This is a genomic window from Pseudoalteromonas sp. SG45-3 (genome assembly GCF_014164075.1).
GTDB classification, from domain to species: domain Bacteria; phylum Pseudomonadota; class Gammaproteobacteria; order Enterobacterales; family Alteromonadaceae; genus Pseudoalteromonas; species Pseudoalteromonas distincta.
Window position 1 is genome coordinate 1 of sequence record NZ_JACJEN010000032.1, and the last position, 26,591, is coordinate 26,591.

Here is a 26,591-nt window from a genome sequence, read left to right on the forward strand (position 1 = left end):
AACGAAACAGCGCCGATGATAGTGTAGCATTTGCTATGTGAAAGTAGGACATTACCAGGCTTCAAATTGTAGAGAGCCCGACTAGAAATAGTCGGGCTTTTTTACGTCTGCAGAAAAGTGAAATATGCGCAATTAACACACACTCACAGCACCCCCCATCACGTAGGTAGGTCGAGCGTAGCGACTCCCGACACAAAGAGAGTGTAGTATTTGCTATGTGACTTTCTACCGCTGTGGGCACTACGACATTACCAGGCTTCAAATTAAAGAAACCCGTTACAGCAATGTGACGGGTTTTTTGCTATCTGGGATTTAATAAATAGCCAAGAACCCATGCCGAACTCAGTAGTGAAACGAAACAGCTCGAAGGCGAGCCCCGGCCAACGATAGTGTAGCATTTGCTATGTGACTTTCTACCGCTGTGGGCACTACGACACCACCAAGCTTCAAATTGTAGAGAGCCCGACTAGAAATAGTTGGGCCTTTTTACGTCTGCAGAAAAGTGAACTACGCGCAGTTAACACACACTCATATCAACATCATCACGCAGGTCGGGCGAGCGTAGCGACTCCCGACGTCAAAAGCATAAAAAAACCTCCGCTCGATAATGAGTGCTAGCATTTGTACTGTGGGTAAATAATACCAATTGGTTTAACATCTGACCTAATATAAAAGCGTTAATTATCTGGTCTTGTGATAAGTATTGAACATGACCTTTAAGCTTTTATATACGCTTTGGGTAGGTTACTGAAGAGAATAAAAATAGTTAGGCAGAGGTTGATACAGAGGTTTACGCATAGAACTTAAATCTAATGGGCATGTGGTTTTTAAATAATAGTGTTCATGGAGTGCCTATCTAAACTTGCAGTATAAACTACCCTTCATTAATTGTTTTATAGCATGATAGGCGGTTAGGGGCTGCTTTAATTTCATATGTACTGAGCGTTATTAATTTTTAATCCTAAGATTAACGAAGGCCATATACTTTATATTAGAAAACTATCGACAAGACTTACTGAAAAGCAATTCATGTACTCCTTCAGCTAAAGTTTATTTTGTATTCTCTTGGTTCTAACTAACCACCTATATACGCCGATAATGAACAATGCAGCAGATCCGAAGCCACTTAACACCCAAATGACTTTTAAAATGTTACCGCCAATGCTGCCGTCATGTAGAGGGTGTATCCAGTTTTTTATTTTACTAGCCGTACTTTGCTTATCTATATTAAACACGCTCTCTAACTTTCCTGTAAGTGCATTAACCTCTATATAGCTATGTGGAAAGCGATACGAAGGATCGTTTACAGTTTGAAATCTTAATCTGTAAATAGCATTTAAGTCTGATGGTGTTTCGATCCAAGCTAAACGCGCATTCGGTAATGCTTTTTCAGCTATTAATACCGCTTCTGATAAAGAAATATCGGTTTGTTTGCTCGGTTGAATTTGTGTTTTTGGTGGGGAGTTTATATCGCTAACTAGAGCGGTTAATATAGGATCTGTTTGTTTTGGAATAGCGAGCATAACACCTGTAACAGTTAAAGCTAGTAGCGGTATGCAGAAGGTTAAGCCAATTAGTTTATGCCAGTCGTATAGCAAACCTATTTTAGAGCTACGAGATTTAAATTTTAGTGCCTTTACCCACTGCCCAGGCTTTGGAAACCAAGCAAAGAATCCAGAGATAAGAAGAACTATTGAGGCTATGCCTATATAGCCAAGGACGAGAGTGCCCGTTGCTCCTGTTAGTAATGAAAAATGTAAGTTGTACATCCAAGTTACTAAGTATTTTCCCCAATAGTTTTTACGTATTACTTTATCACTACTGCTAGATAGCCATACCATTAAGGGGGCAAAGCCTTGCTCTTTTGTTTCTGTTGGATTGTAGTATCGCGCGGGAATTACTGAGTTTATACCTGTGTTTTCTAATCGCCATGGCCCTTGCTTTGAAGGGAAATTGGCTCTTAGCGTATTATATGCTTGATCCCAATTAGGCGTTTTTATGTTTGTAGTAGCGTCATTTGCTGGATTTAGCAGTAAGTCTATTTGCGGATAGTAAACTAATATAGAGCCAGAAAGAGTGATAATAGTAAGTAAAACACCTACTGATAGGCCTAAGTATAAATGTAACCGCCTGAATGTTTTTCGCCATGAAAGCTTTAGTGTCATTAATTAAATAGCCGTAATGAGTAATGCAGGTTTATTGGGCATTAAGGAATGATTAATTACGCGGTATATTATATGGTTTTTGATATGATTCGTGCGGCATTTTGTCGCACTTATTAAATTAATTATTTAAGAAGTAAAAACGCCAGCTCTAGGCTGGCGTTAAAATACAATCTTGAAGCTTATTTAAGCTTTAGGCCCTGCATTTTTTATATCGTCTGATACGTCGTACTTAGCAAAGTTTTCAGTGAAGTCAGCGGCTAGTTTTGCTGCATATTCATTGTACTTAGCTTTGTCTTCCCAAGTATTGATTGGGTTAAGTAAGTTAGTATCTACACCAGGAACGGCTACCGGTACATCTAGGTTTAAAACATCAATGTGCTGAGTTTCAACACCCGCTAATTTACCAGATACGATTGCATCAATTACTGCACGAGTAGTTGGAATATCAAAACGTTTACCTGTGCCGTAAGGGCCGCCAGTCCAACCTGTATTCACAAGGTACACTTTAGCGCCAAACTCGCGTACACGCTTCATAAGAAGCTCAGCGTAAACACCAGCAGGGCGTGGGAAGAATGGTGCGCCAAAACATGTCGAAAATGTTGATTCAATATCGCTAGTAGAGCCAATTTCAGTAGAGCCAACTTTTGCTGTGTATCCACTTAAAAAGTGAAAAGCAGCAGCTTCTTCGCTAAGTATAGAAACTGGTGGTAATACACCGCTTACATCACAAGTTAAAAATACAACAGCTTTTGGTTCGCCTGCGCGGTTTTCTACTTTACGTTTTTCAACGTGTTCAAGTGGATATGCTGCACGGCTATTTTGAGTAAGGCTAGTATCGTTAAAATCTGGAATGCCTTTTTCATCTAACACTACATTTTCTAAAATAGTGCCAAAGCGAATAGCATTCCAAATTACAGGCTCATTCTTTTGTGACAGGTCGATACACTTAGCATAACAACCGCCTTCAATATTAAACACGCTGCCAGGTGCCCAACCGTGTTCGTCATCACCAATTAAAAAGCGAGTTGGATCTGCTGAAAGCGTTGTTTTACCTGTACCAGATAAACCGAAGAACAATGCTGTATCGCCTGCTTCACCAACGTTAGCAGAGCAGTGCATTGGTAATACACCTTTTGCTGGTAGTAGGAAGTTTTGCACAGAAAACATCGATTTTTTCATTTCACCGGCGTAACGCATACCAGCTAGTAATACTTTACGCTGTGCAAAGTTAATAATGACGGTGCCATCGCTATTTGTGCCATCACGTTCTGGCTCACATACAAACGAAGGAACATTCATTACTTGCCATTGCGGTAAGTTTGAAGCGTTATAGTTTTGCGGTTCGATAAACATGTTTTTGGCAAAAATATGGTGCCACGCTGTTTCTGTAGTTACGACTACAGGTAGATAATGCTCAGGGTCTGCGCCAACTTCTAGGTGAGAGGTGAAGTGGTCATTACTTTGAACATGTGCTTCTACGCGAGCCCATAAAGCGTCAAATTTGTCTGCATCAAATGGGCGGTTAACATTGCCCCATTGAATGTCATCTTGAGTTGTAGCTTCTTGTACAATAAAACGATCTTTTGGTGAACGACCAGTTCGTTTTCCTGTAATTGCAACAAAAGCACCATTTGCGGCTAAAGTACCTTCGCCACGGCGGATCGCATGCTCGACAAGTTCAGCTGCGGTTAAATCGACAAAACGTGTAGCGCCTGTAGTCATGTTTATACCTAACTATGTGTGAGAGTTTGAACGGATAGCTCTGGGGTTATCAGTGCCCTTAAACTGAAATTATAGTAACAGAAGGTTTTAAGATATTCGAGCCCGTAAAGCCTCTAAAAACACATATATTTAAGAAAAAACATGAATAATTTCAATGATACCGGTGTCATGAAATTAGCAGAAAAGATGACACCGGTATCATCTTTTTATAATATAAAACCGCATATTATGCGGCTTTAATTACTATATATAGATGAAACTGAATATTTAGTTGAAAATGCTTTTTATATCTTGTTCGTTAAAAACATACTCTTTTAAACAGTAATGACAGTTAATATTAACAGACCCTTTTTCGGTTACGTCTTTAAGTAGTTCTTCTTGTCCAATATTAACAAGTGCAGTAATTGTTTTATCACGACTACAACCGCATTTGAATTTAATCGCTTGAGGCTCAAATACACGAGGGTTATCTTCGTGGTAAAGACGTGTAAGGACTGTATTTGCATCAAGATGTAACAACTCTTCATCTTTAATGGTGTTACTTAATGCTTCTAAGTGCGCAAAGTCTTCAATTGATTTTTGTTTATCAACTGGGAGTACTTGTAAAAATAGACCACATGCTTTTGCGCTACCTTCAGTTGTGTCGGTTGCAAACCAAAGACGTGTCTTTAATTGCTCTGATTGCTCAAAGTAACTTTCTATACATTCACTCAGAGTATCGTGCTCTAAGGGCACTATACCTTGGTAACGTTCACCCTTACTTGGTGTAATAGTGATCACCATATAGCCTTGGCCAATAAGCTCTTTTACAGTTGTACCCGTAATTTCGCTTTGCAGGCGTGCAATACCACGCATGTTTTGTTTGTCATCACCATTTATAACAGCATATTTGACAGGGCCATCACCTTGAAGCTGTACTGCAATTTCACCTTCAAACTTTAAAGTTGCGGTTAGTAAACAGGTTGCAACAAGTAGCTCACCTAGTAATGCTTTAACAGGGGCAGGGTAATTGTGGTCGGCAATCATTTCATTATAAGCATTCTCGATTTGTACGAGTTCGCCACGAACATCTAGTTCGTTGAATAAATAACGGTGAAGTAAATCTTGTTGCATGAGTGGCTATACCTAACTTGATTTCATTTTTAAAAGTTCGCGTCTTTGCTTTTTATCTGGTTTTTTATCCGGATGAGGAGCAAAAAAACTGTTATTTTTGCGTGCGATGCTGTTTTCTTCGCGTTTAGCAATACTTGCATCAGATTCTTGATACATGGTCTGTGCAATGGGGGCGCTTTGACGTTTTTCAAGCACTGTGAGTATAGTTATCAGTTTTTCATCTACACCCTGAGCAAGTTTTACTTTTGCACCAACATCTACTATTTTGCTCGCTTTTGTACGTTGGCCATTATAATGTACTTTGCCGCCTTGCACCATTTCACGTGCAACAGCACGAGTTTTATAAAATCGTGCAGCCCATAACCATTTATCTAATCGAACTTTTAACTCATCTGCATGGTCTGAGTTGGTATTAGCATTACTTTTTTTACTCATAAGGCATTTCCCCACGTTTTTATAGCTTAAAATTTATCATGAAATCATCGTAGGATGAAGGTATTACAACAGCCGTTTACTTTTTGTACTACTATGTAAAGTTAATTTAATCTGTTTACAAAGTTTAATATTAGTGTGCTTGTTGAAAGAAAAATGAAAGGGTACTATGGGTACGCGCTAACGCAGTAAATTAAAATAAGAACACTATTTATGGAACAGCAAATCCAACAACTAAAACAATTTTTAACGCGGTTACCGCATGCTAAATTAAGTGCATTAGTGACACTGTTAGTTGTTGTTTATCTTGCATTTTTATTATCAAAGCTTGTCTGGCTTTTATGGCCGAAACCACCAGTAACTCTACTTACTCCTACTCATTATGCTAATCAGCCATCTGGTGCGAGTAATAACTCAGCGCAGCATATTATTGAGCAATTTTTATTTGGTAAAAAAACTGTAACAAACAACAATAATACTGCAAAACAATCGCAGGTTATAAATAATGCGCCAGAAACACGCCTAAGTATTAATTTAACCGGTATTGTAGCTGTTAATAATGATGACCAAGCAGGCATAGCAATTATTGAATCACAAGGTAAGCAAGTAAGCTACCTTGTTGAAGAAGTTGTACTTGGCACGCGCGCTGAAGTAGCGCAGATACTGCCTGATCGTGTTATTTTAGGTATTAATGGAGGTTTTGAAACATTAATGCTTGATGGGCTCGATTTTAGTAAAAAAGTATCTATGCCTGTACTCGCTGCGCGTGACGATGCCGAAATGGGTCCGCAAAAATTAGAGCCAAGTGAATTACAAATAGACGCCACTGCAGACCCAGACGTTAAAGAAGCAATTATAGAAACACGTGAAGAGTTACTCGAAGAACCGGGCAAGTTATTTGACTATATACGTGTTTCACAGGCTATGAATGATGGTGAACTAATTGGATATCGCTTAAGTCCAGGTAAAGAACCTGAACTGTTTAAGCAAATGGGATTAAAAAATAACGATTTGGCTATTTCTATAAATGGCTATCAATTAACAGATTTAAAACAGGCTATGTCAGCTATTAACGAGCTGCGTAATAGTACAGATGCCAATATCACTATAGAACGTGATGGTGAACAAATTGATGTGCAATTTAGTCTGCAATAATTTAGCTTTGGAGTTTTAATATAATGGTTCAGGTGCTACACCTCAAAAAAATTAAAAAAGGGTTAGCTAAGTACGCGGCACTTTTTTTGGCGGCAAGTATTTCTTTGTCTGTTTCTGCTGTTGAATATGCTGCTAACTTTAAAGGCACTGATATCAACGAGTTTATTAATATTGTTGGTAAAAATCTCAATAAAACAGTAATTATTGACCCTAACGTGCGCGGCAAAGTAAATGTTCGCAGTTATGAGTTAATGGACGAAGCGCTTTATTACCAGTTCTTCTTAAATGTATTGGAAGTTTATGGCTACTCAGCTGTTGAAATGGACAATGGCATAATTAAGATAGAAAAAAGTTCAGACGCCAAAAAATCAAATGTGCCACTTATTACCGAAGGTAACGAAGCTAGCGGCGATATGATGATTACACGTGTTGTACGTGTCAAAAATGTAAGCGTACAAGAACTAGGCCCTTTAGTTCGTCAATTTAGCGATCAAAAAGATGGCGGCCATGTTGCTAACTTTAATGCGGCTAACGTAATGATGTTAACGGGGCATGCTGCATCGGTTAATCGCTTAGTTGAGATTATTCGCTCTGTTGATCAGGCGGGTGATAAGCGTGTAGACATTGTTAAGCTTAAATATGCAACAGCAGATGATGTTGTCTCTGTGGTAGACAATATTTATAAAGACAGCGGCAAAGGCAGCGTACCTGAGTTTTTAATTCCAAAAGTAGTCGCAGATGGCCGAACTAATAGCGTTATTGTAAGTGGTGAAGGCCAAGCACGTACACGTGCCATAGAGCTTATTAAGCGCTTAGATGGCGAATTAGAAAGCCAAGGTAATACCAAAGTGTTTTACCTAAATTATGCTAAAGCTGAAGATTTAGTAAAAGTACTGCAAGGCGTAAGTAAGTCACTTGTTGAAGATGCACAAGGCGGTACCACTAAGACTCGTAGCAGAAGTAACAACGAAAGCAGTATAGAAGCTCACCCAGATTCAAACTCATTAATTATTACCGCACAGCCAGACACAATGCGATCACTTGAATCTGTAATTGAACGTCTTGATATTCGCCGTGCACAAGTACTTGTAGAAGCCATTATTATTGAAGTAATGGAAGGCGACGGGGTTAACTTAGGCCTGCAGTGGATTTCTGAGCAGGGCGGTATGTTGCAATTTAACAATGGTACTACGGTTCCCGTGGGTTCATTAGCTGTTGCTGCAGAGCAAGCACAAGATACAACCGTAACTAAAACTATCATTGGTACAGAAACTGGAACCGTTACTAGTTATGACGAAACGACTGAGGGTGATTATGATGCGCTTGCTTCATTGCTGAGTGGCATTAATGGTTTAGCGCTGGGCGTTGTTAAAAATGATTGGGGCGCAATTATTCAGGCTGTTGCCACTGATACAAATTCAAATATATTGGCTACCCCTTCTATTACTACAATGGATAACGAAGAAGCCTCTATTTTAGTCGGTCAAGAAGTGCCTATTATTACAGGCTCACAAACGGGCAGTAATAATGCTAACCCATTTCAAACAGTTGAGCGTCAAGAAGTCGGTATTAAACTGATAGTTACGCCACAGATTAACGATGGCTCTGCAGTACAACTTACTATTGAGCAAGAAGTATCGAGTGTAAGTGGTGCAACTGCTGTTGATATTTCAGTTAATAAACGTGCAATCAAAACAACGGTTATGGCCGATGATGGCGGTATGGTTGTACTTGGCGGTTTAATTGACGAAGACGTACAAGAAAGTGTTTCTAAGGTACCGTTATTAGGCGATATCCCTATTTTAGGTCACCTGTTTAGATCAACAAACACAACACGCCGTAAGCGTAATCTTATTGTGTTTATTCGACCAACCATTATTCGTGATGGTGTAAGCATGAATAAGTTAAGCTTTAATAAATATAACTTTATTCGTGGTGAGCAGTTTAAACAAAAAGAAGACGGTATTGAGTTAATGCCAATGACTGATACGCCTATTTTACCTGAGTGGAATGACGAATTAGTACTTCCACCTACGTATGAAGAGTCTCTACGTAAACAAAATGCACAAGAGCGTAAAGATGACTAATGCGATTCAAGAGATAAACCAAGATGTGGTTCATCCTCAAACGCATAATCAGGATGAGCTATTAACGAGTGATGTATTAGTTGAGTTACCAGCAAAGCGTTTGCCGTTTTCGTATGCAAAACGTGCAGGTGTGTTACTTGGCAAAAATAAAGATCACCGTATAGTTTACTACCGTGGTGAGCTAGATGTGGAAGTACTATTAGAAGTACGTCGTATCGCAGGCCATGGTTTTACACTTGAGCAATTGGCTGATGATAAGTTTGAGCTATTGCTTGAAGCGTCATACCAACGTGATAGCTCTGAAACGCAACAAATGATGGAAGATATTGGCAACGAGGTTGACTTATTTTCACTTGCTGATGAGCTCCCACAAACTGAAGATTTACTTGCTGGTGACGATGACGCGCCAATCATCAAGCTTATTAATGCCATGCTTAGCGAAGCGATTAAAGAAGGGGCTTCTGATATTCATATCGAAACCTTCGAGCAAGAGCTTGTTATTCGCTTTAGGGTAGATGGCGTACTTAAAGAAGTCCTTAAGCCTAATCGGAAACTTGCGTCGTTACTTGTATCTCGTATTAAAGTAATGGCTAAGCTTGATATAGCCGAAAAACGTATCCCACAAGATGGCCGTATTAGTTTACGTATTGCCGGACGTGCAGTTGATGTGCGTGTATCAACAATGCCATCGAGCTTTGGTGAGCGTGTGGTGCTGCGTTTACTTGATAAAAATAACGCGCGTTTAAACCTAGAAGACTTAGGTATGACTGCAGAAAATCGTGCATTGTTTTCAGATTTAATTAGTAAACCTCACGGAATTATTTTAGTAACAGGACCAACAGGTTCTGGTAAAAGTACCACCCTATATGCTGGTATGAGTCAAATTAACTCACGCGATCGTAACATTCTTACTGTTGAAGATCCGATAGAGTACGAAATTCCAGGCATAGGCCAAACTCAAGTTAATGCAAAAGTTGATATGACATTTGCTCGTGGTTTACGTGCAATATTACGTCAAGATCCTGATGTAGTAATGGTGGGTGAAATACGCGACCTAGAAACTGCGCAAATTGGTGTTCAAGCGTCACTTACCGGTCACCTTGTTATGTCTACTCTGCATACTAATACTGCATCGGGTGCAATTACACGTATGGAAGATATGGGTGTTGAACCATTCTTACTTTCATCGTCGTTACTCGGTGTGTTATCACAGCGTTTAGTACGTACGTTATGTAATACCTGTAAAGAAGGTCACACGGCTGATGAGCATGAATGCCAGTTGTTAGGTACTCCTTTTGAAAGCCAACCTACAATCTACCGAGCGGTGGGGTGTGAAGAGTGTAACTTTAATGGTTACCGTGGTCGTACCGGTATTCACGAGTTACTTGTAGTTGATGAAACCATACGCGAAATGATTCACAACGGTAAAGGCGAGCAAAGCGTAGAAAAATACATTCGTAAGCGCAGCCCAAGTATTCGCCAAGATGGGTGTAGCCGTGTACTTGCAGGTAAAACAACACTTGAAGAAGTATTGCGTGTTACCCGTGAGGAAGGCTAACTATGGCGGCGTTTGAATACCGTGCCTTAGATGGCCGAGGTAAAGAAAAAAAAGGCATTTTAGAGGCCGATACAGCTAAACAAATTCGCCAAACTTTGCGTGACCAAAAATTAACGCCGCTTGAAGTTATCCCTGCGGCGCAAAGTGACAAACAAGTCAAAGGTGAAAAAGCCCCTTTATTCGGTGGCTTTTTTAAACCAACAATTTCAACCTCAGACTTAGCGCTTATAACCCGCCAATTAGCAACATTGATACAATCGGCACTCCCTGTTGAAGGCGCAGTTATGGCTGTTGCTGAACAATGTGAAAAGCCGCGTTTAAAGCGTATGCTTATGTCGGTACGTTCAAAAGTAGTTGAAGGTTACACCCTTGCCGATGGTCTTAGTGAGTTTCCTCATGTTTTTGACGACTTATATCGTGCAATGGTAGCCGCAGGCGAAAAGTCGGGCCACCTTGATCAAGTACTTAATCGTTTAGCCGACTATACCGAGCAGCGCCAACATATGCGTAGCCAAATAACTCAGGCTATGGTTTACCCTATTATTTTAGTGGTATTTGCAATTGGTATTGTGTCGGTATTACTGGGTACGGTGGTACCAAAAATATTAAAAACGTTTGAAAAAACGAAGCAAGTACTTCCTTGGACAACCGAATGGGTTATGGCAGGCAGTCATTTTGTGCAAAATTATTGGTTTATTAGTTTAATAGCTATTACAGCTATAGCCATTGGTATTAAGCATGCACTTAAGCAGCCTAAAATACGTTTTTGGTGGGATGACCGAGTGCTACATATGCCAGGTATAGGTAAAGTGGCTCGTGGTATTAACACCGCACGTTTTGCGCGTACTTTAAGTATTTTATCGTCAAGCTCGGTACCATTACTTGAAGGAATGCGTATCTCGGGTGGCGTATTAATTAACGAAAAAATTAAAAAAGCGGTTGCAGATGCATCCGACAGAGTGAGTGAGGGTGCAAGCTTAAGAGCTGCACTTCAGCAAACTAAGTTGTTTCCACCAATGATGCTGCATATGATAGCAAGTGGTGAAAAATCAGGTGAACTAGAGCAAATGTTAGAGCGTGCTGCAAATAATCAAGATCGCGAATTTGAGAGCATGGTTAATGTATCGCTTAAACTACTAGAGCCTGCGATGATCGCCTCAATGGCGGTTATTGTATTATTTATAGTAATGGCAATATTACAGCCAATAATGGCGATGAATAAAGCTGTTGGACTTTAAGTTAGAATAAATTTTTAAATATATTAGTGGTTTTACCTAAACCATTTTTACTTAATGTTTTTAGAATAATGAGGTAATTACGTGAATAAACAATCAGGTTTTTCTTTACTAGAAGTGATGGTGGTACTGGTTATCATCGGGATGATTATGTCAATTGTTGCACCTAACATTATGGGTCAGCAAGAAGAGGCTGCTATTGATAAAGCACATCTAGATATCCAGCAATTAGAAGATGCAATGAGCTTATACAAGCTTAAAAATAAGAGCTACCCAAGCACAGAGCAAGGTCTTGAAGCGCTAGTTACCCAAACAAGCATTGAACCGGTTCCAAAACGTTTCCCTGATGGTGGCTTTATTAATGAATTACCAGAAGATCCTTGGGGTAATACTTATCAGTTAATTAGCCCAGGTGAAATTGGCAAGTTTGATATTTTTTCTATGGGCCCAGACGGTGAAGCAGGTACTGATGACGATATCGGTAACTGGGACGAAGAAAAACAATAATGCCTAAGTACACCGTTCTGTATGAACATGTTAATGCTAGAGGCTTGCTATGAAAGCAAGCCTTAAGCAGCGCCATGCAAAAAGCAGAGGCTTTAGTTTAATAGAAATTTTAGTGGTATTAGTGATCATCGCTTTTGCCACCAAAATGGTGGTATATAGCTTAGAAGGCGGTGCTGAGGAGGAGTTAGATACTCAAGCACTAAGGCTGCATACCACCATTAATATGGCATCGGAATTTGCTATTTTAAACCAAGTTGAATTGGGATTGTTAGTTGAAGACAACACGCTAGAATACTTAGTTTTCGATGGTGAAAAGTGGATTACTTTTGACCGTGAAGATCTTTTTAAACCAATAGAATTAGACGAAAGATTAAAGCTCACTCTTAACTTAGAAGATTTAGCGTGGGCGCAAGATAACCTCTTAGAGCAATCTAACTGGCGCGAGCTTATGAGTGGCGGCGATGAAGACAGTTTACTTGAGCTTAAAAAGTTAAAAATCCCACAAGTACTTATTTTGTCATCAGGTGAGGTAAGCGCGTTTCAACTTATATTAGAGTTAAAAGAGCAAAGCGAGCCTGTGTATTACATTGAAGGTGAATTTACTGCACCAGTAAACTTTCGCCGAGAGCCAGAATAATGAAGCGCACTAAAGGGTTTACCTTATTAGAGGTGTTAGTGGCATTAAGTATTTGTGCCATGGCGGGTATAGCTGCAATGCAAGCAACAAGCGAGCATATACACCACTTAACGACTATTGAAGAGCAAACCTATGCATCTTGGGTCGCCGAAAACGTTATTATTGAACAGCGTACTAAAGGCGAACAATGGCAAGGTAAAAATAACCTTAAAGGCAGCGAAGTAATGGGCGGTGTTGAATGGTTTTGGCAGCAAGAAGTTACAGCCACTGCTGACAAAAGCTTTGTAAAACTAACCATAAATGTTTTTACGGATGAAAAATATGAGCATTCAGCATATGAGTTATCAACGTATTTAAATAAAGGCAAAAAGTAAGTGAAGCAGCGCGGGTTTACATTACTTGAAGTTATGGTTGCACTGGGTATTTTAGCTTTTGTTATTATTGCTACTCATCAAATACTCGAGACGACAACAAGAGCAAAAGATGCCTCAGATGAAAAAATTACTGAGCTAAATGGATTGCAAACAACATTTAGGTTGATGGATCAAGATTTTAGCCAAATGACCAAACGCGCAGTTCGCAATGAGTCGGGCGATGTTCAAGAGCAATACTTATTGGCTGGTCGTTATGTTTTAGAAAGCCAGTACGATGGTATTGCGTTTGTACGAGATGGTTGGATAAATCCGATAAATTTATTGCCACGTTCAGAACTACAAGCTGTTGGTTATAGAGTGATTGACGATAACCTTGAGCGTGTTTATCGGGTTTATGTTGATCAGCTTGATAATATGGAGCCGCGGGTTCAACGTGTACTGGAAAATATTGAAGAGCTTAAGTTTGAGTTTTTGGATGATAAAAACGAATGGCAAGAACAATGGGAAATTAAAGCTCTCCCTAAAGCGGTTGCTGTTACGTTGCAACAAATAAAAGCAGAGCCGATTCGTCGAGTATTTTTAGTACCAGGGCAGGGCAAGGTTGTTGCTCCACCAAGCACAACACAAGATACGAGCGTGGATAATGGTTAAGCAGAAATCATCGCGCGGCGCAGCACTTGTTATTGTTTTGTTTATTGTGGCATTAGCGGCTATTTTAGCAGTAGAAATGAGTGCTAATTTAATGGTTCAAGTGCAAAAAAGTACAAACTTGCAAGGTCACCAACAAGCTAAATGGTACGCCTACGGTGCAGAAGAGCTTGCTATTAAAGGGCTAATACAAAGCAAAAAAGATGATGCCGATAAAACAACACTCGATCAAGTGTGGGCAACTCAAGGAGATGCTTCATACCCTGTTGATAACGGCACGTTAAGTGGCAAAATTACAGATTTACAAGCATGTTTAAATTTAAATGCTTTAGCCATAGCGCCAGAAGAAAATAGCGCAAGTAAAACAAACCCTGCACACAAAGCACTCTTTGCATTACTTGAAAACATTGAAGATTTACCTGCTGACGAATCAGAAGAGACGATGGCAGATAGTGTATTTGATTGGCTTGATGAGAACAGTATTACGTATCGCTCAGGTGCAGAAGAAGACGAATATTTATCACGAGATTTTCCGTATATGACAGCCAATAGTTTATTTGCATCAACATCGGAGCTGCGTTTAGTTAAGGGCTTTAACCCATTAGTGATGGAAAAAGTATTGCCATATGTATGCGTAATACCAGGCAGTACGCTTTTATCAATTAACGTAAATACATTATTGCCAGAGCAAGCGCTCATACTCAGTGCCTTGATAGAAAGCTTAAGCTTATCTGGCGCAGAAGCGGTGTTAGGCGCAAGACCGCAAACTGGCTTTGACACCATCGATGAATTTTTTGAACAGGTGAAGCAGCAAGGCGGTACTAATACTGACTCAATAAAAAGTCTATTTAGTATTAAAAGCGAATATTTTAAATTACAAACGCAGGCAAACTTTGTCGACCTGCGTTTTTCGATGACCACATTACTGCACGCTAAAGATGGCGACGTAACGATACTGGCGCGAAAATTTGGAGGCGTACAGTGACAGAAATACTGTTGATCCGCACGGGTCAAACCGAACAAGAATTACTTAACTGGTTAATTTACTCACCACAAGAACAAGAAATAATAGCCAGTGGCGAGTTACCAAATGCAGAGCATTTAAGTGAGCTAAGCGAAAAAGCACTTACCCGAGAAGTTGTCGTGTTATTACCCAGTGATCAAGTGCAATTAAAAACGGTCGCTTTGCCAACAAAATGGAATCGCAAGCTTGAGCAAGCATTGCCATACATGCTTGAAGAAGATATAGCATGTGACGTAGATGAACTGTTTATAGCTGTAGCGCAGCCGACAATGCTTGGTGAGCAACATGCAATTCGTGTAGCAATGACAGACCGTGAATGGTTTGAACAATGGCTTGCATTATTTGCTGAGCATAATCTATCAGTATACAGAATATTACCCGATGCTTTGTTGCTACCGCTTGCAGATGATGGCGCCGTAACTGCTATTGAGCTCAACAACCAATGGTTGTTTAAGCAAGGGCAATGGCATATTAGTGCGGTTGAATCTAGTTGGTTGAATGGCTATTTATCAGCCATGGGTAACCCCGACATTAAACATTTTAGTCCTGCTAATCAGTTTCCTGAAAGCGTTAACTTACAAGCCCAAACAAGCGATTACGACTTACCTTTAGCATTATTTGCAAAACAGTTAGATAGCGTTAATTTTAACTTACGCCAAGGTATGTATCAGCTTAAAAAACAAAGCGCTTTGTGGTGGGGTTACTGGAAAGGCGCCGCAATTATAGCAAGTGTTGCATTGGTTTCTACAATTACAATAAAAGCCATTGAGTTACACCAACTTAATACACAAGTAGAAGTAGCTAAAGCTCAAGTAGTCGACAGATATCAAAAAGCATTTCCGGGGACTAAAGTTCGCCCTAATCTAATTAAAAGCCAAATTAAAGGCGCGTTAGATAAAATACAAGGCTCAAGTGAATCCGGCTTTTTAGACTTAACGACTAATTTGGTTGATGTATTTTCGCAAGTCAGCGAATTTACACCTGAAACACTTCGTTATGACAAACGTCGCAATGAGCTGCGCATTCGTGCACGGGCTAAAGACTTCCAAACTTTTGGTAAAGTAAAAATCATACTTGAAAAGCAAGGTTTAACTGTTGAGCAAGGGTCTTTAAATAATGACGGTGATTATGTCGTAGGTGAAATTAAACTGCGAGGTGCAGTATGAAAAAGCAGTTAATGAAACAGTGGCGTTCGCTTAAAGAGCAAGAACAACAATTGGTAATGGTCGCTGGTGGTGTGTTTATTATTTTTGTTTTAGTAATGGGAATATTTAGGCCATTAAATAACGCGATAGAAAAAGCACAGCAATCTCAAATTAAACAACAAGAGCTATTAGCTTGGGTTGATGACAGTATTGTTAAGCTAAAGGCTGCAGGCAACACCAGTGTTGCTAGCAATACAAACTTAAGCCAAGTGGTAAACTCTACTCGTGGACGCTATAAAATCAATATTAGTAAAATGCAGCCCAGTAGTGATTCACTTCGTTTGACGCTCGACTCAGTAGAGTTTAATCAGTTAATAGAATGGCTAGATGAGCTAGTAAATCAGCATGGTTTAAAAATTGAAAATTTAGATTTAAGTCGCGATGATAAATCAGGCTATGTGCGCGTAAGCCGTTTAGTATTAGAGAATTAATTAATGAAAAAAATAATAACGTTATCGGCTGTCTTTTTAATTAGTTTTATTGTGTTTTGTATTATTAAATTACCAGCCAGTATTGCGCTTGATATAGCAAAGCCGTATTTTCCAAAGCAATTAGAAGTTGGGCAAACTGTAGGCACTGTTTGGCAAGGTCAAATGATGCAAGTTCGTTTTGATGGTGAGCAGTTAAATAATGTGCGTTGGGATATTGCGGGCTGGAAATTATTTACAGGCAAACTAAATGCGAACATAAAATTTGGTAATCCACGAGAACGCAGTGATATTTCGGGTTACGCAGATATAAGTTATGGGTTTTTTAATAAAAAAGTAATAGTGACTGATGCCCTAGTGCGCTCAACAGTAGAGCGTGCAATGCAACGTGTGCAACTTCCTCTGCCTGTTACCGCTAAAGGGCGTGTGATATTAGAACTTGATGAATACAGCTCAGGCGCACCTTATTGTGATTCACTAAAAGGTGAAATAGCGAGCCCTAATATTGATGTTCAAGGCTTAAATGGATGGTTTAATATTGGACCTCTAGCAGGTAAGTTAAGCTGTAAGTCGGGTGATGTTGCTATATTAATTGACCCAGATAATACGCTTGGCCTTGAGGCCGATGCTACACTTAAAGCTAATTTCGACTTTAGAGTGGCAGGTTATGTAAAACCAGATGCCAGCTTACCTAAAGATGTACATGATGCGGTTAAGTTTTTAGGCCGACCAGATAACCAAGGTCGCTACCCGCTCAACTTTTAATGTTTTAATATAAAGAGTTTTAATGCAAATACCCCAATTTACTGAGTTGCACGCAAAGCAGCTCAGCTCATTTTTAAATACCCAATCTCAAGCAATGACCCTTGTACAAAGCCAAGGCTATTTATTTGGTGTAATTTGTTCGCCTAACCCATTAGATGTACATGAGTGGCTTGAGCAGATATTGCCAAACACAGCTAATGATTTAGATGAAGAAATGCTTTTTTTGTTTATGGCGCTTTATCACAAAATTAGTGAGCAGGTGTTCGAAACTGGATATAAATTACCAGACACATTTGATGCTGAATTTTGTAAGTCGTGGAGTAAAGGCTTCTTAGTTGCAACGAAAGCTTATGCAGAACCTTTGTTAAATGCACCGCAATTAGACGTTGATTTTAAACAAGCATTAGAAAGTGCGTTAAGCACACTAAGCTTTTTTGCACTCGACCAGCTAGCAATAGCTCAGATTGCCAAACAAAATAACATGACAATAGAAGCTTTGTGTCAGTATCAGTATGAATCTATGGGTGACTTTGCATTAGGGTTTGCTGAACTAATTGAAGTGGTCGCAATTAATAGTGGCTTGATAACCGACGAGAGTTGGGAAGAGTAATTATTAGAGCTAGGCGCTTAGTTTAATCTAAGTGCCTAGCTCTAATATAATATCCGTACAGCCTTGTTTGCACTTTACTATGCCTTTACCAGGTTCACTGGTGGCTAAATCAAGTGTTAAAACCCCATTACACTTCTCACACTTTAATGTTTTGCCTTGCGCTAATTGCTTGAGCATATTGCGCTGCTTATGAAATGAGTCGCTTGCTTTTTTATTTAATCCTGAAAAATCCACTACTTTGCTCGCTTTTGCTCTAATGCTTCAGTCACTATTTTACATACCGTATTTAAACGGTCGTCATAAAAATAAAGGTTTAAGTCACGCTCACGACAATAGCGTAGGTGAAATAACTGAACAGAGTCATCTGTTGTAAACGTTTTTTCTACATACTCACCTTCAGATTCAGATAGTTTAAGTTGACTGCTGATCCTATTTTTCGCCATATTTGCAGCGGGGCTTCTGTTGACCTTGCTTGCATCACTTAAAAAGCCAATGCCTTCACCTAGTAACCTTTCGCGAGGTTCTTTTATAAGTGGGTGATCGATTGTAAAAAAGGCAAGGATCACAACTACCAAAATAATAAATTTTTTCATGGATACGTAAACCTTGATCTAAGTAGGGTTGAATTACCATGCAGTGTAATAAACTGCATTTTAAAAGCAAGTAACTGGGATGAATAAATTATTAGCAATCTATGCCAGTAATTTTAACCAACATTGTTATAATGGTTAACAGCAGTCAGATATTTCTGAAATATCTGAAAGTATTCGAGAAGGCAATTTATTAAAGTAAATATGCCTAGCAAGTAACTTGCTAACTTTAAGTATAGAGTACTTGAGTATTGCTGGATTTTTATTTCCAAGCGGCGTTGAGGAACTTCGATGGACAAGCAAATTAAAGTAAAGAATATCCCTGTAGAGGTGAAAATCCAAAAACCGGATTTAAGCCGTCAAGATGATAGGTTCAATCCCCGAAATCGTATTTATGTGCGTGCTGTAAAAGGTCTACATCAATTACTTAGACAGCGCATTGGCTTCTTAGGCCTGCTTGCGTTTATGTTACTACCTTGGATTAATTTTAATGGCCAGCAAGCTGTGCTGTTTGATCTAATTGGTCAAAAATACAATATTTTTGGTTTAACGCTATGGCCTCAAGATTTTACTATATTAGCGTTTATTTTTATGTTGGCAGCATTTGCGTTGTTTCTAGTGACCACCTTCTATGGACGGGTGTGGTGTGGCTACACATGTCCGCAAACTGTTTGGACTTTTATTTTTATTTGGTTCGAAGAAAAGCTTGAAGGCACGGCTAATCAACGTAAAAAACTCGATCAACGACCCATGAATTTTGATAAGTTTTGGCGTAAGACGGCAAAGCATACTAGTTGGGTATTGTTTTCGTTGTATACCGCTATTTCTTTTGTGGGTTATTTTACGCCAATAAGGGAGTTACTCCCTGACTTTGTAACGTTTGATGTAGGCGGTTATGCACTAGTCAGTATTATTTTCTTTGCTGCATGTACTTATGGTAATGCCGGTTGGATGCGAGAAATTATGTGTTTACACATCTGTCCTTACTCTCGTTTTCAATCAGCTATGTTTGATAAAGACACATACACCGTAACGTACGACGAAAGCCGAGGTGAAAGCCGTGGTCCTCGTTCACGTAAAGTAGACCATAAAGATTTAGAACTAGGCGACTGTATAGACTGTAACTTGTGCGTTCAAGTGTGCCCAACAGGTATTGATATTAGAAATGGGCTACAAGCTGAGTGTATCAACTGTGGTGCATGTATTGATGCGTGTGATGGCGTAATGGATAAAATGGAATACCCGCGTGGGCTTATTTCATATACGACAGAGCGAAATCTCGAAACCCCAGAAAATAAAACGAATCCACTGCGAGCTAAAATTATTGGTTACACGGTCATACTTGTTGTGCTTACGGGAGCGCTTGTCGCTAATATAGCACTGCGTAAAACAATGGACTTTGATATTATTCGTGACCGAAACCAATTATATCGTGTCGATTTTGATGGTTTAGTAGAGAACACCTATACATTAAAGGTAATTAATAAAGCGCAGTACGAGCAAACCTTTAATATTAAAGTACAAGGGTTAGATAACTTTAAGTATATTGGTAAGCAGTCATTTACTGTGCAGGCAGGGGAATCTCATAACGTACCATTGTCACTTGTAATGGACCCTTATGATTTGAAGGCGCCGATGACTGAGTTTAACTTTGTGCTTTCACCGGTAGATGAGCCGGATGAGACAATATCGCAGTCGAGTAACTTTTTTAAAGCGCGATAATCGCAACTTACCTTAATTAGGTAAGTTGATATAGCAATTAACAAAAGCGGGTATATAACCCGCTTTTATTTTATATAAGAAGAGTATGAGTAAATTTAGTTTTATTGACTTAACACCTGATCTAATACTCGATGCAATAGAAAGCGTAGGTGTGTACGCCGAATCTGGTTTATTAGCGCTCAATAGCTATGAAAACAGAGTGTACCAATTTAAAGCGGATGATGGCCTGCGTTACGTAGTGAAGTTTTATCGCCCAGAGCGCTGGAGTAAAGAGCAAATTCAAGAAGAGCATGACTTTGCATTTGAACTAGCGGATGCAGAAGTACCCGTTGTTGCCCCTATTTTATATAATGGGCAAAGCTTGTTTGAACACGAAGGGTATTTGTTTGTGTTGTTTCCAAGTGTAGGCGGGCGTTTATTTGAGGTTGATAATTTAGATCAGCTTGATGTAATGGGGCGATTGATTGGCCGTATGCACCAAGTAGCTAAAACAAAACCTTTTACTTATAGGCCAACAGTTACCTGCGAGGAGTATTTGCATACAGCCAAAGTTCATCTTCAAAAAAGTAACTTAGTGCCCATGGGAATAAATACTGCTTTTTATACTATTTTAGATTTAGTGATAGAGCAGGCGCAAAAACAGTATAAAGATGTGCAAAGTATTCGCTTACATGGTGACTGCCACGTTGGTAATATTTTATGGGCAGGTGATGCGCTAATGTTTGTTGATTTAGATGACAGCCGCCAAGGTCCTGCAATCCAAGATTTATGGATGATGCTCAGTGGCGATAGAGCGACGCAACTGTTACAGTTAGACACCCTTGTAAATGCGTATGAAGAGTTTTGTGATTTTGATCACTCTCAACTCAAATTAATTGAACCGCTGCGAGCAATGCGTATTATTCATTATATGGGATGGGTAGCTAAACGATGGAGTGATCCTGCTTTTGTGCGGAACTTTACATGGTTTGCTGATGACAAATACTGGGAGCAACAAATTTTAGCACTGAAAGAGCAACTTGCAGCATTGCAAGAAGCACCGTTAAAGTTATTGCCGTAATATTTTATTTAAAGACAAGTACAACGAGATACAAATGCTTAAAAAATTAAAACTGAGTTTATTACTTTTATGTTTACCATTTGCAGCACTTGCTGCACAGTTTGAAGTTGATAATCAATACACTGTTATAGATGTAGACAAAAGCAAGTCACCGCAAGTAACTGAGTTTTTCTCATTTTACTGTCCACATTGCTTTAAGTTTGAACCAGTAGCAAAAGCAATTGAAAAAGGCTTGCCAGAAGGCGCTGAGTTTATTAAAAACCACGTTAACTTTTTAGGTGGCGTGTCACCACAAGCACAAAGTAATTTAAGCTTTGCTTACTTAATTGCTAAGCAGCATGGTCAGGCGCAAAGTATTAGCGATCAAATTTTTAAAAGTATCCATGTTCAACGTGCACCATTAACTGAAATGAAAGACGTTAAAAAATTACTTGAAGTAAATGGTATTGATAGCGCAACATTTGATCAAGAGATTGCAAGCATGCCTGTTATTTCAGCTGAGCAAGCAATGCAAAACAAACAGAATAAATATTCAAAATTAGGCGCACTTACAGGTGTACCTACTTTTATTGTTAACGATAAATATAAAATAAACCTCAACACCATCAAAAATCAAAAAGAACTTGATGAGTTAGTAGCGTTTTTATTAGCACTATAAATTTCGGAGCATAATAATGATTAAATTAGTTAAAGCAGGTTTGCTTGCAATATTACTTCCTATGGCAGCAACAAGCTTTGCAGCAACGTATGAAGAAGGCGTGCATTACGACGTAGTTTCTGAGCGTGCAACTAAAAAGCCAGAGGTTAAAGAGTTCTTCTCATTTTACTGCCCTGCATGTAATAACATGGAAGCACTAATTGGTGAGTTTAAGCCTAAGCTTGATAAAAACGTTAAATTTAAAAAGAGCCATGTTGATTTTGTAGGTGTACGTGACCCAGAAAACCAACAGATGATGAGCCAAGCACTGGCGACAGCTGAAGTGCTTCCACAAAAAGATCAGATTATTTCTGCAATCTTTAATCATATCCATACAAAGCGCGCTAAATTTAATGAGCTTGCAGATGTAAAAGATATATTTGTAGCGCAGGGCGTTGATGGTGATAAGTTTGATAAGCTGTTTAAAAGCTTCTCGGTACGTACGCTGAGCTCTAAAATGAAACGCGACCAAGACTACTTTAAAGAAAAAGGCGCACTACGTGGCGTACCTACCTTTATTGTAAATGGTAAGTACAAATTAAACCTAGGTCGTGAGTCGGGTATTACTAAACCTGAAGACATTAGCAAATTAATAAATTACTTAGCTAACAAGTAAGTTTAGCTAAAACAAAAAAAGCTCCTTAAGGAGCTTTTTTTATGGGTAACGTTTACTGAACGTATTTATTTGCGCTGTAAGAAAACGCCCGACTCAATGTGATGCGTATAAGGGAACTGATCAAATATAGCAAAGCGCTTAACGTTATGCGTACGTGTTAAGTGATCAAGGTCACGCTCAAGAGTTTCAGGATTACAGGATATATAAATTATGCTTTCGTAGTTAGCCACTAAGTCACACGTTAATTCATCCATGCCCGCGCGTGGTGGATCAACTAATATGGTTTGGCAGTCATAGCTTTTTAAATCAATACCATCTAAACGAGAGAAAGTACGCTCGCCATTCATTGCTTGAGTAAACTCTTCACTAGACATACGAATAATATCTAAGTTCTCTACGTTGTTTTTAGCAATGTTGTATTGAGCAGAGTGAACAGATGATTTTGATATTTCCGTCGCTAATACTTTATTAAAAGAACCTGCTAATGCAATTGAAAAGTTACCGTTACCACAATACAATTCTAGTAAATCATTTTTAAGTGGTTTACATAAATCTTGTGCCCACTCCAGCATATTAATATTTACTTTTGCATTAGGCTGAGTAAAGCTATTTTCTACTTGTTGATAAATAAGCTCTTGCCCATTAACTGTTAAACGTTCAGTTACAAAGTCATCACCTAGTACTTCTTTTTGTTTGCGAGCACGACCTATAAAGTCAATTTTGTATTTACTGCTAAGCTTTTCTTTCAGTGCTTTAATTTCACTTAACCATTCATCATCCAGTGGTTTGTGATAAAGCAAGCTTACTAAAATTTCACCGCTTAGCGTTGATAGGTAATCGATTTGAAATAACTTACGGCGTAATATTTCACAAGGCTTAAGATTTTCAATCATCACCTGCATTATTTCACCTACTAGAGGCGCTGCTGGGTCAAATGTATCAACACGGATTTTTTCTTTTGTTTGTTGATCAAACATAATGTGAAACAGATCATCACCGTCGTGCCATACTCTAAATTCAGCACGTTGGCGGTAGTTAGTTGGCTCTGAGCTAAATACTTCTAATTGCTCCACACCAAAACGTTGAAACTGCGTACTAATTCGCTGCTCTTTTTCACTTAACTGCGCTTGGTACTGTGTGGTATCTATTTTAATAACTGCCATTAACGCTACTACCTTATCTAAGATCTGTTTATCGGCGCTATTGTAGGGAGCGCTGCGTATTTGTCTAGTTTTGGCTAGCATTTATGCTGTTTTATTGAACATTGTACTTTAGTTTTTGTTGTTATAGCCGATAATAAACTACGCACGCTTAGGAGACGAATCATGAAAATAGGTAATTATGGCTTTACGCCAAACAACAACATCAATAAATTCAATAATAAAGCTGATATACAGCAACCTACAATTACGTCTCCTCAAGATAGCTATCAACAACGAGGCCGAGAGTTGGCCGCAAAGGTGCTTGGCGATAAAATGGCTGAGCAGCTTGGATTACCTATCGCAGAAAAAAAAGCAGATAAACCACTATTTGATTTTGATGAAATAGTAAAAAACGTACTCGATTTTGTAAGTAGTGCTGTAAATAAAGCAAAAGCTAACGGCGCTGATGACGAAAAGCTCAAAGATATGCTAGGCGATGCGCGCAAAGGAGTCCAAATAGGGATTGATGACGCTGTTGATGAACTCAAAGGTACAGGCGTATTTAATGGTGACATGGAAGAGGGCATTAATAAGTCCAAAGAGGGAATTTACAATGGGCTGGATAAGTTTGAAGAGTCGTTATTTAACCCACAACCTGCCAGCGTAAATATAAGCCAGGCCCAATACGTCAGTATGACGAGTAATGCAGAGTATAAATTTACTACAGCAGAAGGCGATGAGGTAAGTATTAGCTTTGCTGATGCATTTGAATCTCAATCGGCAAGTGGCTATCAGCAAAATAGTAATAGTGAGTCGTTTGCAAGCTCATCATCGCAATCTCGACAGGTATCATTTTCGATGTCGGTAAATGGTGACTTAAACGAGCAAGAGCAAGAAGCTATTAATGCGATGATGGAAGACTTACAAGATTTAAGTAAAACCTTTTTTGGTGGTGATTTAGATGAAGCATTTGAACAAGCGCAAGAGCTGAGTTTAGACAGCGATCAGCTGGTGGCTTTTTCTATGGATTTACGCCAAACAAAAACAATAGCAACAGTTAAAAGCTATGAAGGATATAAACCAGCACCAGAAAAACAAGTAGCAGAGGGGTTAGCCCCTTTTAATGACGACCTTAAAAATGCTTTTGAAAAAGCGGGTGAGCTTGGATTACAAAATCAGCTAGCTGGCATTCTCCAATGGTTAAATCAAGATCAGGAACAAATAGATAAGTTAGTAGATTATACAGAGTCTATGTTCGAAAACCTTAATCAGTTAAATTCAGCAGCCGACAGGCTTACTGATTTAGAAGCCACGCAAAGTTAAACTACTTTCTTTTATAAAAACCTCATGGCAAACTGCCGATCTTAAAGTAAAGTAGGAACGGTAGTTTGTCAGCGCATATAATGGTCTTTGATTCAGGTATTGGTGGAACTACTGTACTTGAACATATCAAGCAAAGTATCCCCAATGCTCAGTACAGCTATTTTATGGATAATGCATTACTACCTTATGGTGCTCAATCCCAACAAACTATAATTAACCGATTATGTTCACTTATTCATTTCATCAAAGCCAACACGCTTAACGTCGATTTAATTGTAATAGCGTGTAATACAGCTTCTACATCTGCACTCAGCGCTGTTCGCCAAATTACGGATATTCCTATTGTAGGTGTTGTGCCAGCAATAAAGCCTGCGGCAGAATTAACACGCTCAAATCATATTGGCTTGTTAGCCACGCCGGCAACGGTCGCCAGTTCATACACAAAAACATTAATTGCTGAACATGCACGTAATGTAATCGTTAACCTTTATAGCAGTGTTGAATTAGTAACGTTAGCTGAGGAATGCTTTTTTACAGGCTCTTTAGATACAAATAAGTTGTATCAAGTACTCGATGAACTACATATAGATAAAACTATAGATGTACTTGTACTAGGGTGTACGCACTTTCCGATATTAGCAGGGCCGATTAGTCAGTACTTTGAAGGGAATGTAAAATTACTTGATTCAGGTGTAGCGATAGCAAATAGAGTCAACTTCCTACTTAACCAACTTAACTTATGTATGGATAAACAAACAGACATAAAAAAGCCGCTGCAATATTATGCAACGGCTGATGTGTTTAGCAATAAGCTAGCGGTAAAGCTAGTTACACTGACTGATCCGTCTCAGTACGTAGAGCATTAGAATCATCTTCTTGTTTTTGTTTTGCTTCACGTACCTTCAAAGTACGTTGTTGGAACTCGCTATCGTTCAAGTTAGCAATTGCATTGTCTGCATCAGCTTGCGCCATTTCAACAAAACCAAAGCCACGACGTTTGCCAGTATTCTTATCCTTTAATAAACGAACATTGAATACTTTGCCTTGTTCTTCAAATAATGCACGAACCACACCTTCGTTTGCACGATAAGGAAGGTTACCAACATAAAGCGTTTTTGTTTTAACTTCAGCTTCTTCAGTCACATCAGATGATATTGCAGCAATAGCAATCGCACCAATTAATAAACCAGCACCAAATAGTAATGCAGGGTTTAAAGCTAAGCCGCCTAAAGCAAACTCAACAACAACAAAACCAACTACAGCAAGAATAACAGAGAAGATAAAAGATTTTTGATCGGGTAATTTCATTTTAGATCTACCAATAAACAGGAAATAAACATTAATTTAACATTGTGAACTTGCTATCTTAACGCCTAAATCAAACATAGCAATGATATTTGTATTAAATAATAAATAAGAGCATAAAAAAGCATCATCTTAGAGGGGTTTTCATGTGGTTTTACGTGGTTTTGTTCTATTTTTGTTCGAACAGTAAAAAGATCTAAAAAAAGGGTTGATCTGTTTTTGGATCTCCCTATAATGCGACCCCACTGAGACGGGAAACGCCGAAGCATAGCAAGGCACGAACTACTCACAGAGTTAAATAAAACTTCGGTTTTAAATCTTCCAAAAGAAAATTTAAAACAAAGTATTGACTCGAAAAATAAAGGGTGTATTATTCGCATCCCTTGAGACGCTAAAGCGACTCAAAACGTTCTTTAACAATATAAAGCAATCATCTGTGTGGGCACTCGTACAGATTGAGTTCTAACAGCC

The 26,591-nt window shown here is 39.0% G+C and carries 27 protein-coding genes; 19 read left to right on the forward strand and 8 right to left on the reverse strand.

What is annotated here, in order from left to right; genetic code table 11:
• Positions 1–1,043: 1,043 nt before the first annotated feature.
• The 4 genes from H5126_RS20435 to hslR all read right to left on the reverse strand — a co-directional run bounded on the left by H5126_RS20435 (position 1,044) and on the right by hslR (position 5,435).
• Positions 1,044–2,165, reverse strand: coding sequence for a PepSY domain-containing protein (locus H5126_RS20435; RefSeq protein WP_182721260.1), 1,122 nt, complete (start codon positions 2,163–2,165; stop codon positions 1,044–1,046).
• A 183-nt stretch (positions 2,166–2,348) separates the two neighbouring features.
• Positions 2,349–3,887: a phosphoenolpyruvate carboxykinase gene (locus H5126_RS20440; RefSeq protein ID WP_076926092.1), complete on the reverse strand. Its 1,539-nt coding sequence runs from the start codon at positions 3,885–3,887 to the stop codon at positions 2,349–2,351.
• A gap of 267 nt (positions 3,888–4,154) precedes the next feature.
• Positions 4,155–5,000: an Hsp33 family molecular chaperone HslO gene (hslO, locus tag H5126_RS20445; RefSeq protein ID WP_024598239.1), complete on the reverse strand. Its 846-nt coding sequence runs from the start codon at positions 4,998–5,000 to the stop codon at positions 4,155–4,157.
• A 12-nt stretch (positions 5,001–5,012) separates the two neighbouring features.
• On the reverse strand, positions 5,013–5,435 hold the full coding sequence (gene hslR / locus H5126_RS20450) for a ribosome-associated heat shock protein Hsp15 (protein ID WP_024598238.1): 423 nt from the start codon (positions 5,433–5,435) through the stop codon (positions 5,013–5,015).
• 210 nt (positions 5,436–5,645) lie between these two features.
• Between hslR and gspC the strand changes: the two genes are divergently transcribed.
• From gspC to H5126_RS20515, 13 genes are all read left to right on the forward strand, one after another.
• Entirely contained in the window at positions 5,646–6,587 is a 942-nt protein-coding gene (gspC, locus tag H5126_RS20455) for a type II secretion system protein GspC (protein WP_024598237.1), read from the forward strand.
• Positions 6,588–6,610: 23 nt separating this feature from the next.
• Positions 6,611–8,674, forward strand: a complete 2,064-nt coding sequence (gene gspD / locus H5126_RS20460) for a type II secretion system secretin GspD (protein ID WP_182721261.1) — start codon at positions 6,611–6,613, stop codon at positions 8,672–8,674.
• Positions 8,667–10,232 carry a type II secretion system ATPase GspE gene (gene gspE, locus H5126_RS20465; RefSeq protein ID WP_024605967.1) on the forward strand — a complete coding sequence of 522 codons (1,566 nt, stop codon included), beginning with the start codon at positions 8,667–8,669 and terminating at the stop codon, positions 10,230–10,232. Before gspD ends, gspE begins: the two co-directional genes overlap by 8 nt.
• Positions 10,233–10,234: 2 nt before the next feature.
• Positions 10,235–11,470: a type II secretion system inner membrane protein GspF gene (gene gspF, locus H5126_RS20470; protein ID WP_170072979.1), complete on the forward strand. Its 1,236-nt coding sequence runs from the start codon at positions 10,235–10,237 to the stop codon at positions 11,468–11,470.
• An 81-nt stretch (positions 11,471–11,551) separates the two neighbouring features.
• Positions 11,552–11,974 (forward strand): type II secretion system major pseudopilin GspG, encoded by a 423-nt coding sequence (gspG, locus tag H5126_RS20475; protein WP_002962036.1) that lies wholly within the window; start codon positions 11,552–11,554, stop codon positions 11,972–11,974.
• 49 nt (positions 11,975–12,023) lie between these two features.
• Complete coding sequence (locus H5126_RS20480) at positions 12,024–12,611, forward strand: Tfp pilus assembly protein FimT/FimU (RefSeq protein WP_182721262.1); 588 nt, start codon at positions 12,024–12,026, stop codon at positions 12,609–12,611.
• Positions 12,611–12,985, forward strand: coding sequence for a type II secretion system minor pseudopilin GspI (gspI, locus tag H5126_RS20485; RefSeq protein ID WP_002962039.1), 375 nt, complete (start codon positions 12,611–12,613; stop codon positions 12,983–12,985). The genes H5126_RS20480 and gspI overlap by 1 nt, the downstream gene beginning before the upstream one ends.
• The gene (gene gspJ / locus H5126_RS20490) at positions 12,986–13,636 is read left to right on the forward strand and encodes a type II secretion system minor pseudopilin GspJ (protein WP_076926096.1); all 651 of its coding nucleotides are present in this window, start codon (positions 12,986–12,988) and stop codon (positions 13,634–13,636) included.
• Positions 13,629–14,618, forward strand: coding sequence for a type II secretion system minor pseudopilin GspK (gene gspK / locus H5126_RS20495; protein ID WP_182716879.1), 990 nt, complete (start codon positions 13,629–13,631; stop codon positions 14,616–14,618). The genes gspJ and gspK overlap by 8 nt, the downstream gene beginning before the upstream one ends.
• Complete coding sequence (gspL, locus tag H5126_RS20500) at positions 14,615–15,823, forward strand: type II secretion system protein GspL (protein WP_154904188.1); 1,209 nt, start codon at positions 14,615–14,617, stop codon at positions 15,821–15,823. Before gspK ends, gspL begins: the two co-directional genes overlap by 4 nt.
• Positions 15,820–16,293, forward strand: coding sequence for a type II secretion system protein GspM (gene gspM, locus H5126_RS20505; protein WP_024596393.1), 474 nt, complete (start codon positions 15,820–15,822; stop codon positions 16,291–16,293). Before gspL ends, gspM begins: the two co-directional genes overlap by 4 nt.
• 3 nt (positions 16,294–16,296) lie before the next feature.
• Positions 16,297–17,055 carry a type II secretion system protein N gene (locus H5126_RS20510; protein ID WP_182716880.1) on the forward strand — a complete coding sequence of 253 codons (759 nt, stop codon included), beginning with the start codon at positions 16,297–16,299 and terminating at the stop codon, positions 17,053–17,055.
• A 22-nt stretch (positions 17,056–17,077) separates the two neighbouring features.
• Positions 17,078–17,665, forward strand: a complete 588-nt coding sequence (locus tag H5126_RS20515) for a UPF0149 family protein (protein WP_024596395.1) — start codon at positions 17,078–17,080, stop codon at positions 17,663–17,665.
• 27 nt (positions 17,666–17,692) lie between these two features.
• Here the strand turns inward: H5126_RS20515 and H5126_RS20520 are convergent, their stop codons facing one another.
• Positions 17,693–17,899, reverse strand: a complete 207-nt coding sequence (locus H5126_RS20520; protein WP_002962050.1) for a hypothetical protein — start codon at positions 17,897–17,899, stop codon at positions 17,693–17,695.
• Positions 17,899–18,258, reverse strand: coding sequence for a hypothetical protein (locus H5126_RS20525; protein WP_002962051.1), 360 nt, complete (start codon positions 18,256–18,258; stop codon positions 17,899–17,901). Before H5126_RS20525 ends, H5126_RS20520 begins: the two co-directional genes overlap by 1 nt.
• A gap of 288 nt (positions 18,259–18,546) precedes the next feature.
• Here H5126_RS20525 and ccoG point away from each other — a divergent pair, with 288 nt between their 5' ends.
• From ccoG to H5126_RS20545, 4 genes are all read left to right on the forward strand, one after another.
• Complete coding sequence (gene ccoG, locus H5126_RS20530) at positions 18,547–19,977, forward strand: cytochrome c oxidase accessory protein CcoG (RefSeq protein ID WP_002962052.1); 1,431 nt, start codon at positions 18,547–18,549, stop codon at positions 19,975–19,977.
• Positions 19,978–20,062: 85 nt separating this feature from the next.
• Positions 20,063–21,037 (forward strand): serine/threonine protein kinase, encoded by a 975-nt coding sequence (locus H5126_RS20535; RefSeq protein WP_024596396.1) that lies wholly within the window; start codon positions 20,063–20,065, stop codon positions 21,035–21,037.
• Positions 21,038–21,071: 34 nt separating this feature from the next.
• Positions 21,072–21,695, forward strand: a complete 624-nt coding sequence (locus H5126_RS20540; protein WP_002962054.1) for a thiol:disulfide interchange protein DsbA/DsbL — start codon at positions 21,072–21,074, stop codon at positions 21,693–21,695.
• 16 nt (positions 21,696–21,711) lie between these two features.
• A complete protein-coding gene (locus tag H5126_RS20545) occupies positions 21,712–22,350 on the forward strand; it encodes a thiol:disulfide interchange protein DsbA/DsbL (RefSeq protein ID WP_002962055.1) in 639 nt (212 codons plus the stop codon).
• A gap of 65 nt (positions 22,351–22,415) precedes the next feature.
• Here H5126_RS20545 and trmA read toward each other — a convergent pair whose 3' ends face one another.
• A complete protein-coding gene (gene trmA / locus H5126_RS20550) occupies positions 22,416–23,513 on the reverse strand; it encodes a tRNA (uridine(54)-C5)-methyltransferase TrmA (protein ID WP_182197434.1) in 1,098 nt (365 codons plus the stop codon).
• 162 nt (positions 23,514–23,675) lie between these two features.
• On the opposite strand from trmA, the gene H5126_RS20555 reads away from it, so the two are divergent.
• Together H5126_RS20555 and murI are read left to right on the forward strand one after the other, a co-directional pair.
• A complete protein-coding gene (locus H5126_RS20555) occupies positions 23,676–24,815 on the forward strand; it encodes a DUF5610 domain-containing protein (RefSeq protein ID WP_182721263.1) in 1,140 nt (379 codons plus the stop codon).
• A 65-nt stretch (positions 24,816–24,880) separates the two neighbouring features.
• On the forward strand, positions 24,881–25,681 hold the full coding sequence (murI, locus tag H5126_RS20560) for a glutamate racemase (protein WP_182696533.1): 801 nt from the start codon (positions 24,881–24,883) through the stop codon (positions 25,679–25,681).
• On the opposite strand, the gene H5126_RS20565 is transcribed toward murI, so the two are convergent.
• Positions 25,644–26,123, reverse strand: coding sequence for an RNA-binding protein (locus H5126_RS20565; protein ID WP_024596401.1), 480 nt, complete (start codon positions 26,121–26,123; stop codon positions 25,644–25,646). The two genes, murI and H5126_RS20565, sit on opposite strands and share 38 nt — an antisense overlap.
• Positions 26,124–26,591: the final 468 nt, after the last annotated feature.

What these genes read in the sequence shown, in the direction of transcription:
- ccoG (WP_002962052.1), top strand. Translation starts at nt 18,547, where the DNA reads ATGGACAAGCAAATTAAAGTAAAGAATATCCCTGTAGAGGTGAAAATC.
- trmA (WP_182197434.1), bottom strand. Translation starts at nt 23,513, where the DNA reads ATGGCAGTTATTAAAATAGATACCACACAGTACCAAGCGCAGTTAAGT.
- hslR (WP_024598238.1), bottom strand. Translation starts at nt 5,435, where the DNA reads ATGAGTAAAAAAAGTAATGCTAATACCAACTCAGACCATGCAGATGAG.
- H5126_RS20440 (WP_076926092.1), bottom strand. Translation starts at nt 3,887, where the DNA reads ATGACTACAGGCGCTACACGTTTTGTCGATTTAACCGCAGCTGAACTT.
- H5126_RS20535 (WP_024596396.1), top strand. Translation starts at nt 20,063, where the DNA reads ATGAGTAAATTTAGTTTTATTGACTTAACACCTGATCTAATACTCGAT.
- gspC (WP_024598237.1), top strand. Translation starts at nt 5,646, where the DNA reads ATGGAACAGCAAATCCAACAACTAAAACAATTTTTAACGCGGTTACCG.
- H5126_RS20525 (WP_002962051.1), bottom strand. Translation starts at nt 18,258, where the DNA reads ATGAAAAAATTTATTATTTTGGTAGTTGTGATCCTTGCCTTTTTTACA.
- H5126_RS20540 (WP_002962054.1), top strand. Translation starts at nt 21,072, where the DNA reads ATGCTTAAAAAATTAAAACTGAGTTTATTACTTTTATGTTTACCATTT.
- H5126_RS20545 (WP_002962055.1), top strand. Translation starts at nt 21,712, where the DNA reads ATGATTAAATTAGTTAAAGCAGGTTTGCTTGCAATATTACTTCCTATG.
- gspK (WP_182716879.1), top strand. Translation starts at nt 13,629, where the DNA reads ATGGTTAAGCAGAAATCATCGCGCGGCGCAGCACTTGTTATTGTTTTG.
- H5126_RS20555 (WP_182721263.1), top strand. Translation starts at nt 23,676, where the DNA reads ATGAAAATAGGTAATTATGGCTTTACGCCAAACAACAACATCAATAAA.
- gspD (WP_182721261.1), top strand. Translation starts at nt 6,611, where the DNA reads ATGGTTCAGGTGCTACACCTCAAAAAAATTAAAAAAGGGTTAGCTAAG.
- H5126_RS20480 (WP_182721262.1), top strand. Translation starts at nt 12,024, where the DNA reads ATGAAAGCAAGCCTTAAGCAGCGCCATGCAAAAAGCAGAGGCTTTAGT.
- gspI (WP_002962039.1), top strand. Translation starts at nt 12,611, where the DNA reads ATGAAGCGCACTAAAGGGTTTACCTTATTAGAGGTGTTAGTGGCATTA.
- hslO (WP_024598239.1), bottom strand. Translation starts at nt 5,000, where the DNA reads ATGCAACAAGATTTACTTCACCGTTATTTATTCAACGAACTAGATGTT.
- H5126_RS20435 (WP_182721260.1), bottom strand. Translation starts at nt 2,165, where the DNA reads ATGACACTAAAGCTTTCATGGCGAAAAACATTCAGGCGGTTACATTTA.
- gspM (WP_024596393.1), top strand. Translation starts at nt 15,820, where the DNA reads ATGAAAAAGCAGTTAATGAAACAGTGGCGTTCGCTTAAAGAGCAAGAA.
- gspE (WP_024605967.1), top strand. Translation starts at nt 8,667, where the DNA reads ATGACTAATGCGATTCAAGAGATAAACCAAGATGTGGTTCATCCTCAA.
- H5126_RS20515 (WP_024596395.1), top strand. Translation starts at nt 17,078, where the DNA reads ATGCAAATACCCCAATTTACTGAGTTGCACGCAAAGCAGCTCAGCTCA.
- H5126_RS20510 (WP_182716880.1), top strand. Translation starts at nt 16,297, where the DNA reads ATGAAAAAAATAATAACGTTATCGGCTGTCTTTTTAATTAGTTTTATT.
- gspF (WP_170072979.1), top strand. Translation starts at nt 10,235, where the DNA reads ATGGCGGCGTTTGAATACCGTGCCTTAGATGGCCGAGGTAAAGAAAAA.
- H5126_RS20565 (WP_024596401.1), bottom strand. Translation starts at nt 26,123, where the DNA reads ATGAAATTACCCGATCAAAAATCTTTTATCTTCTCTGTTATTCTTGCT.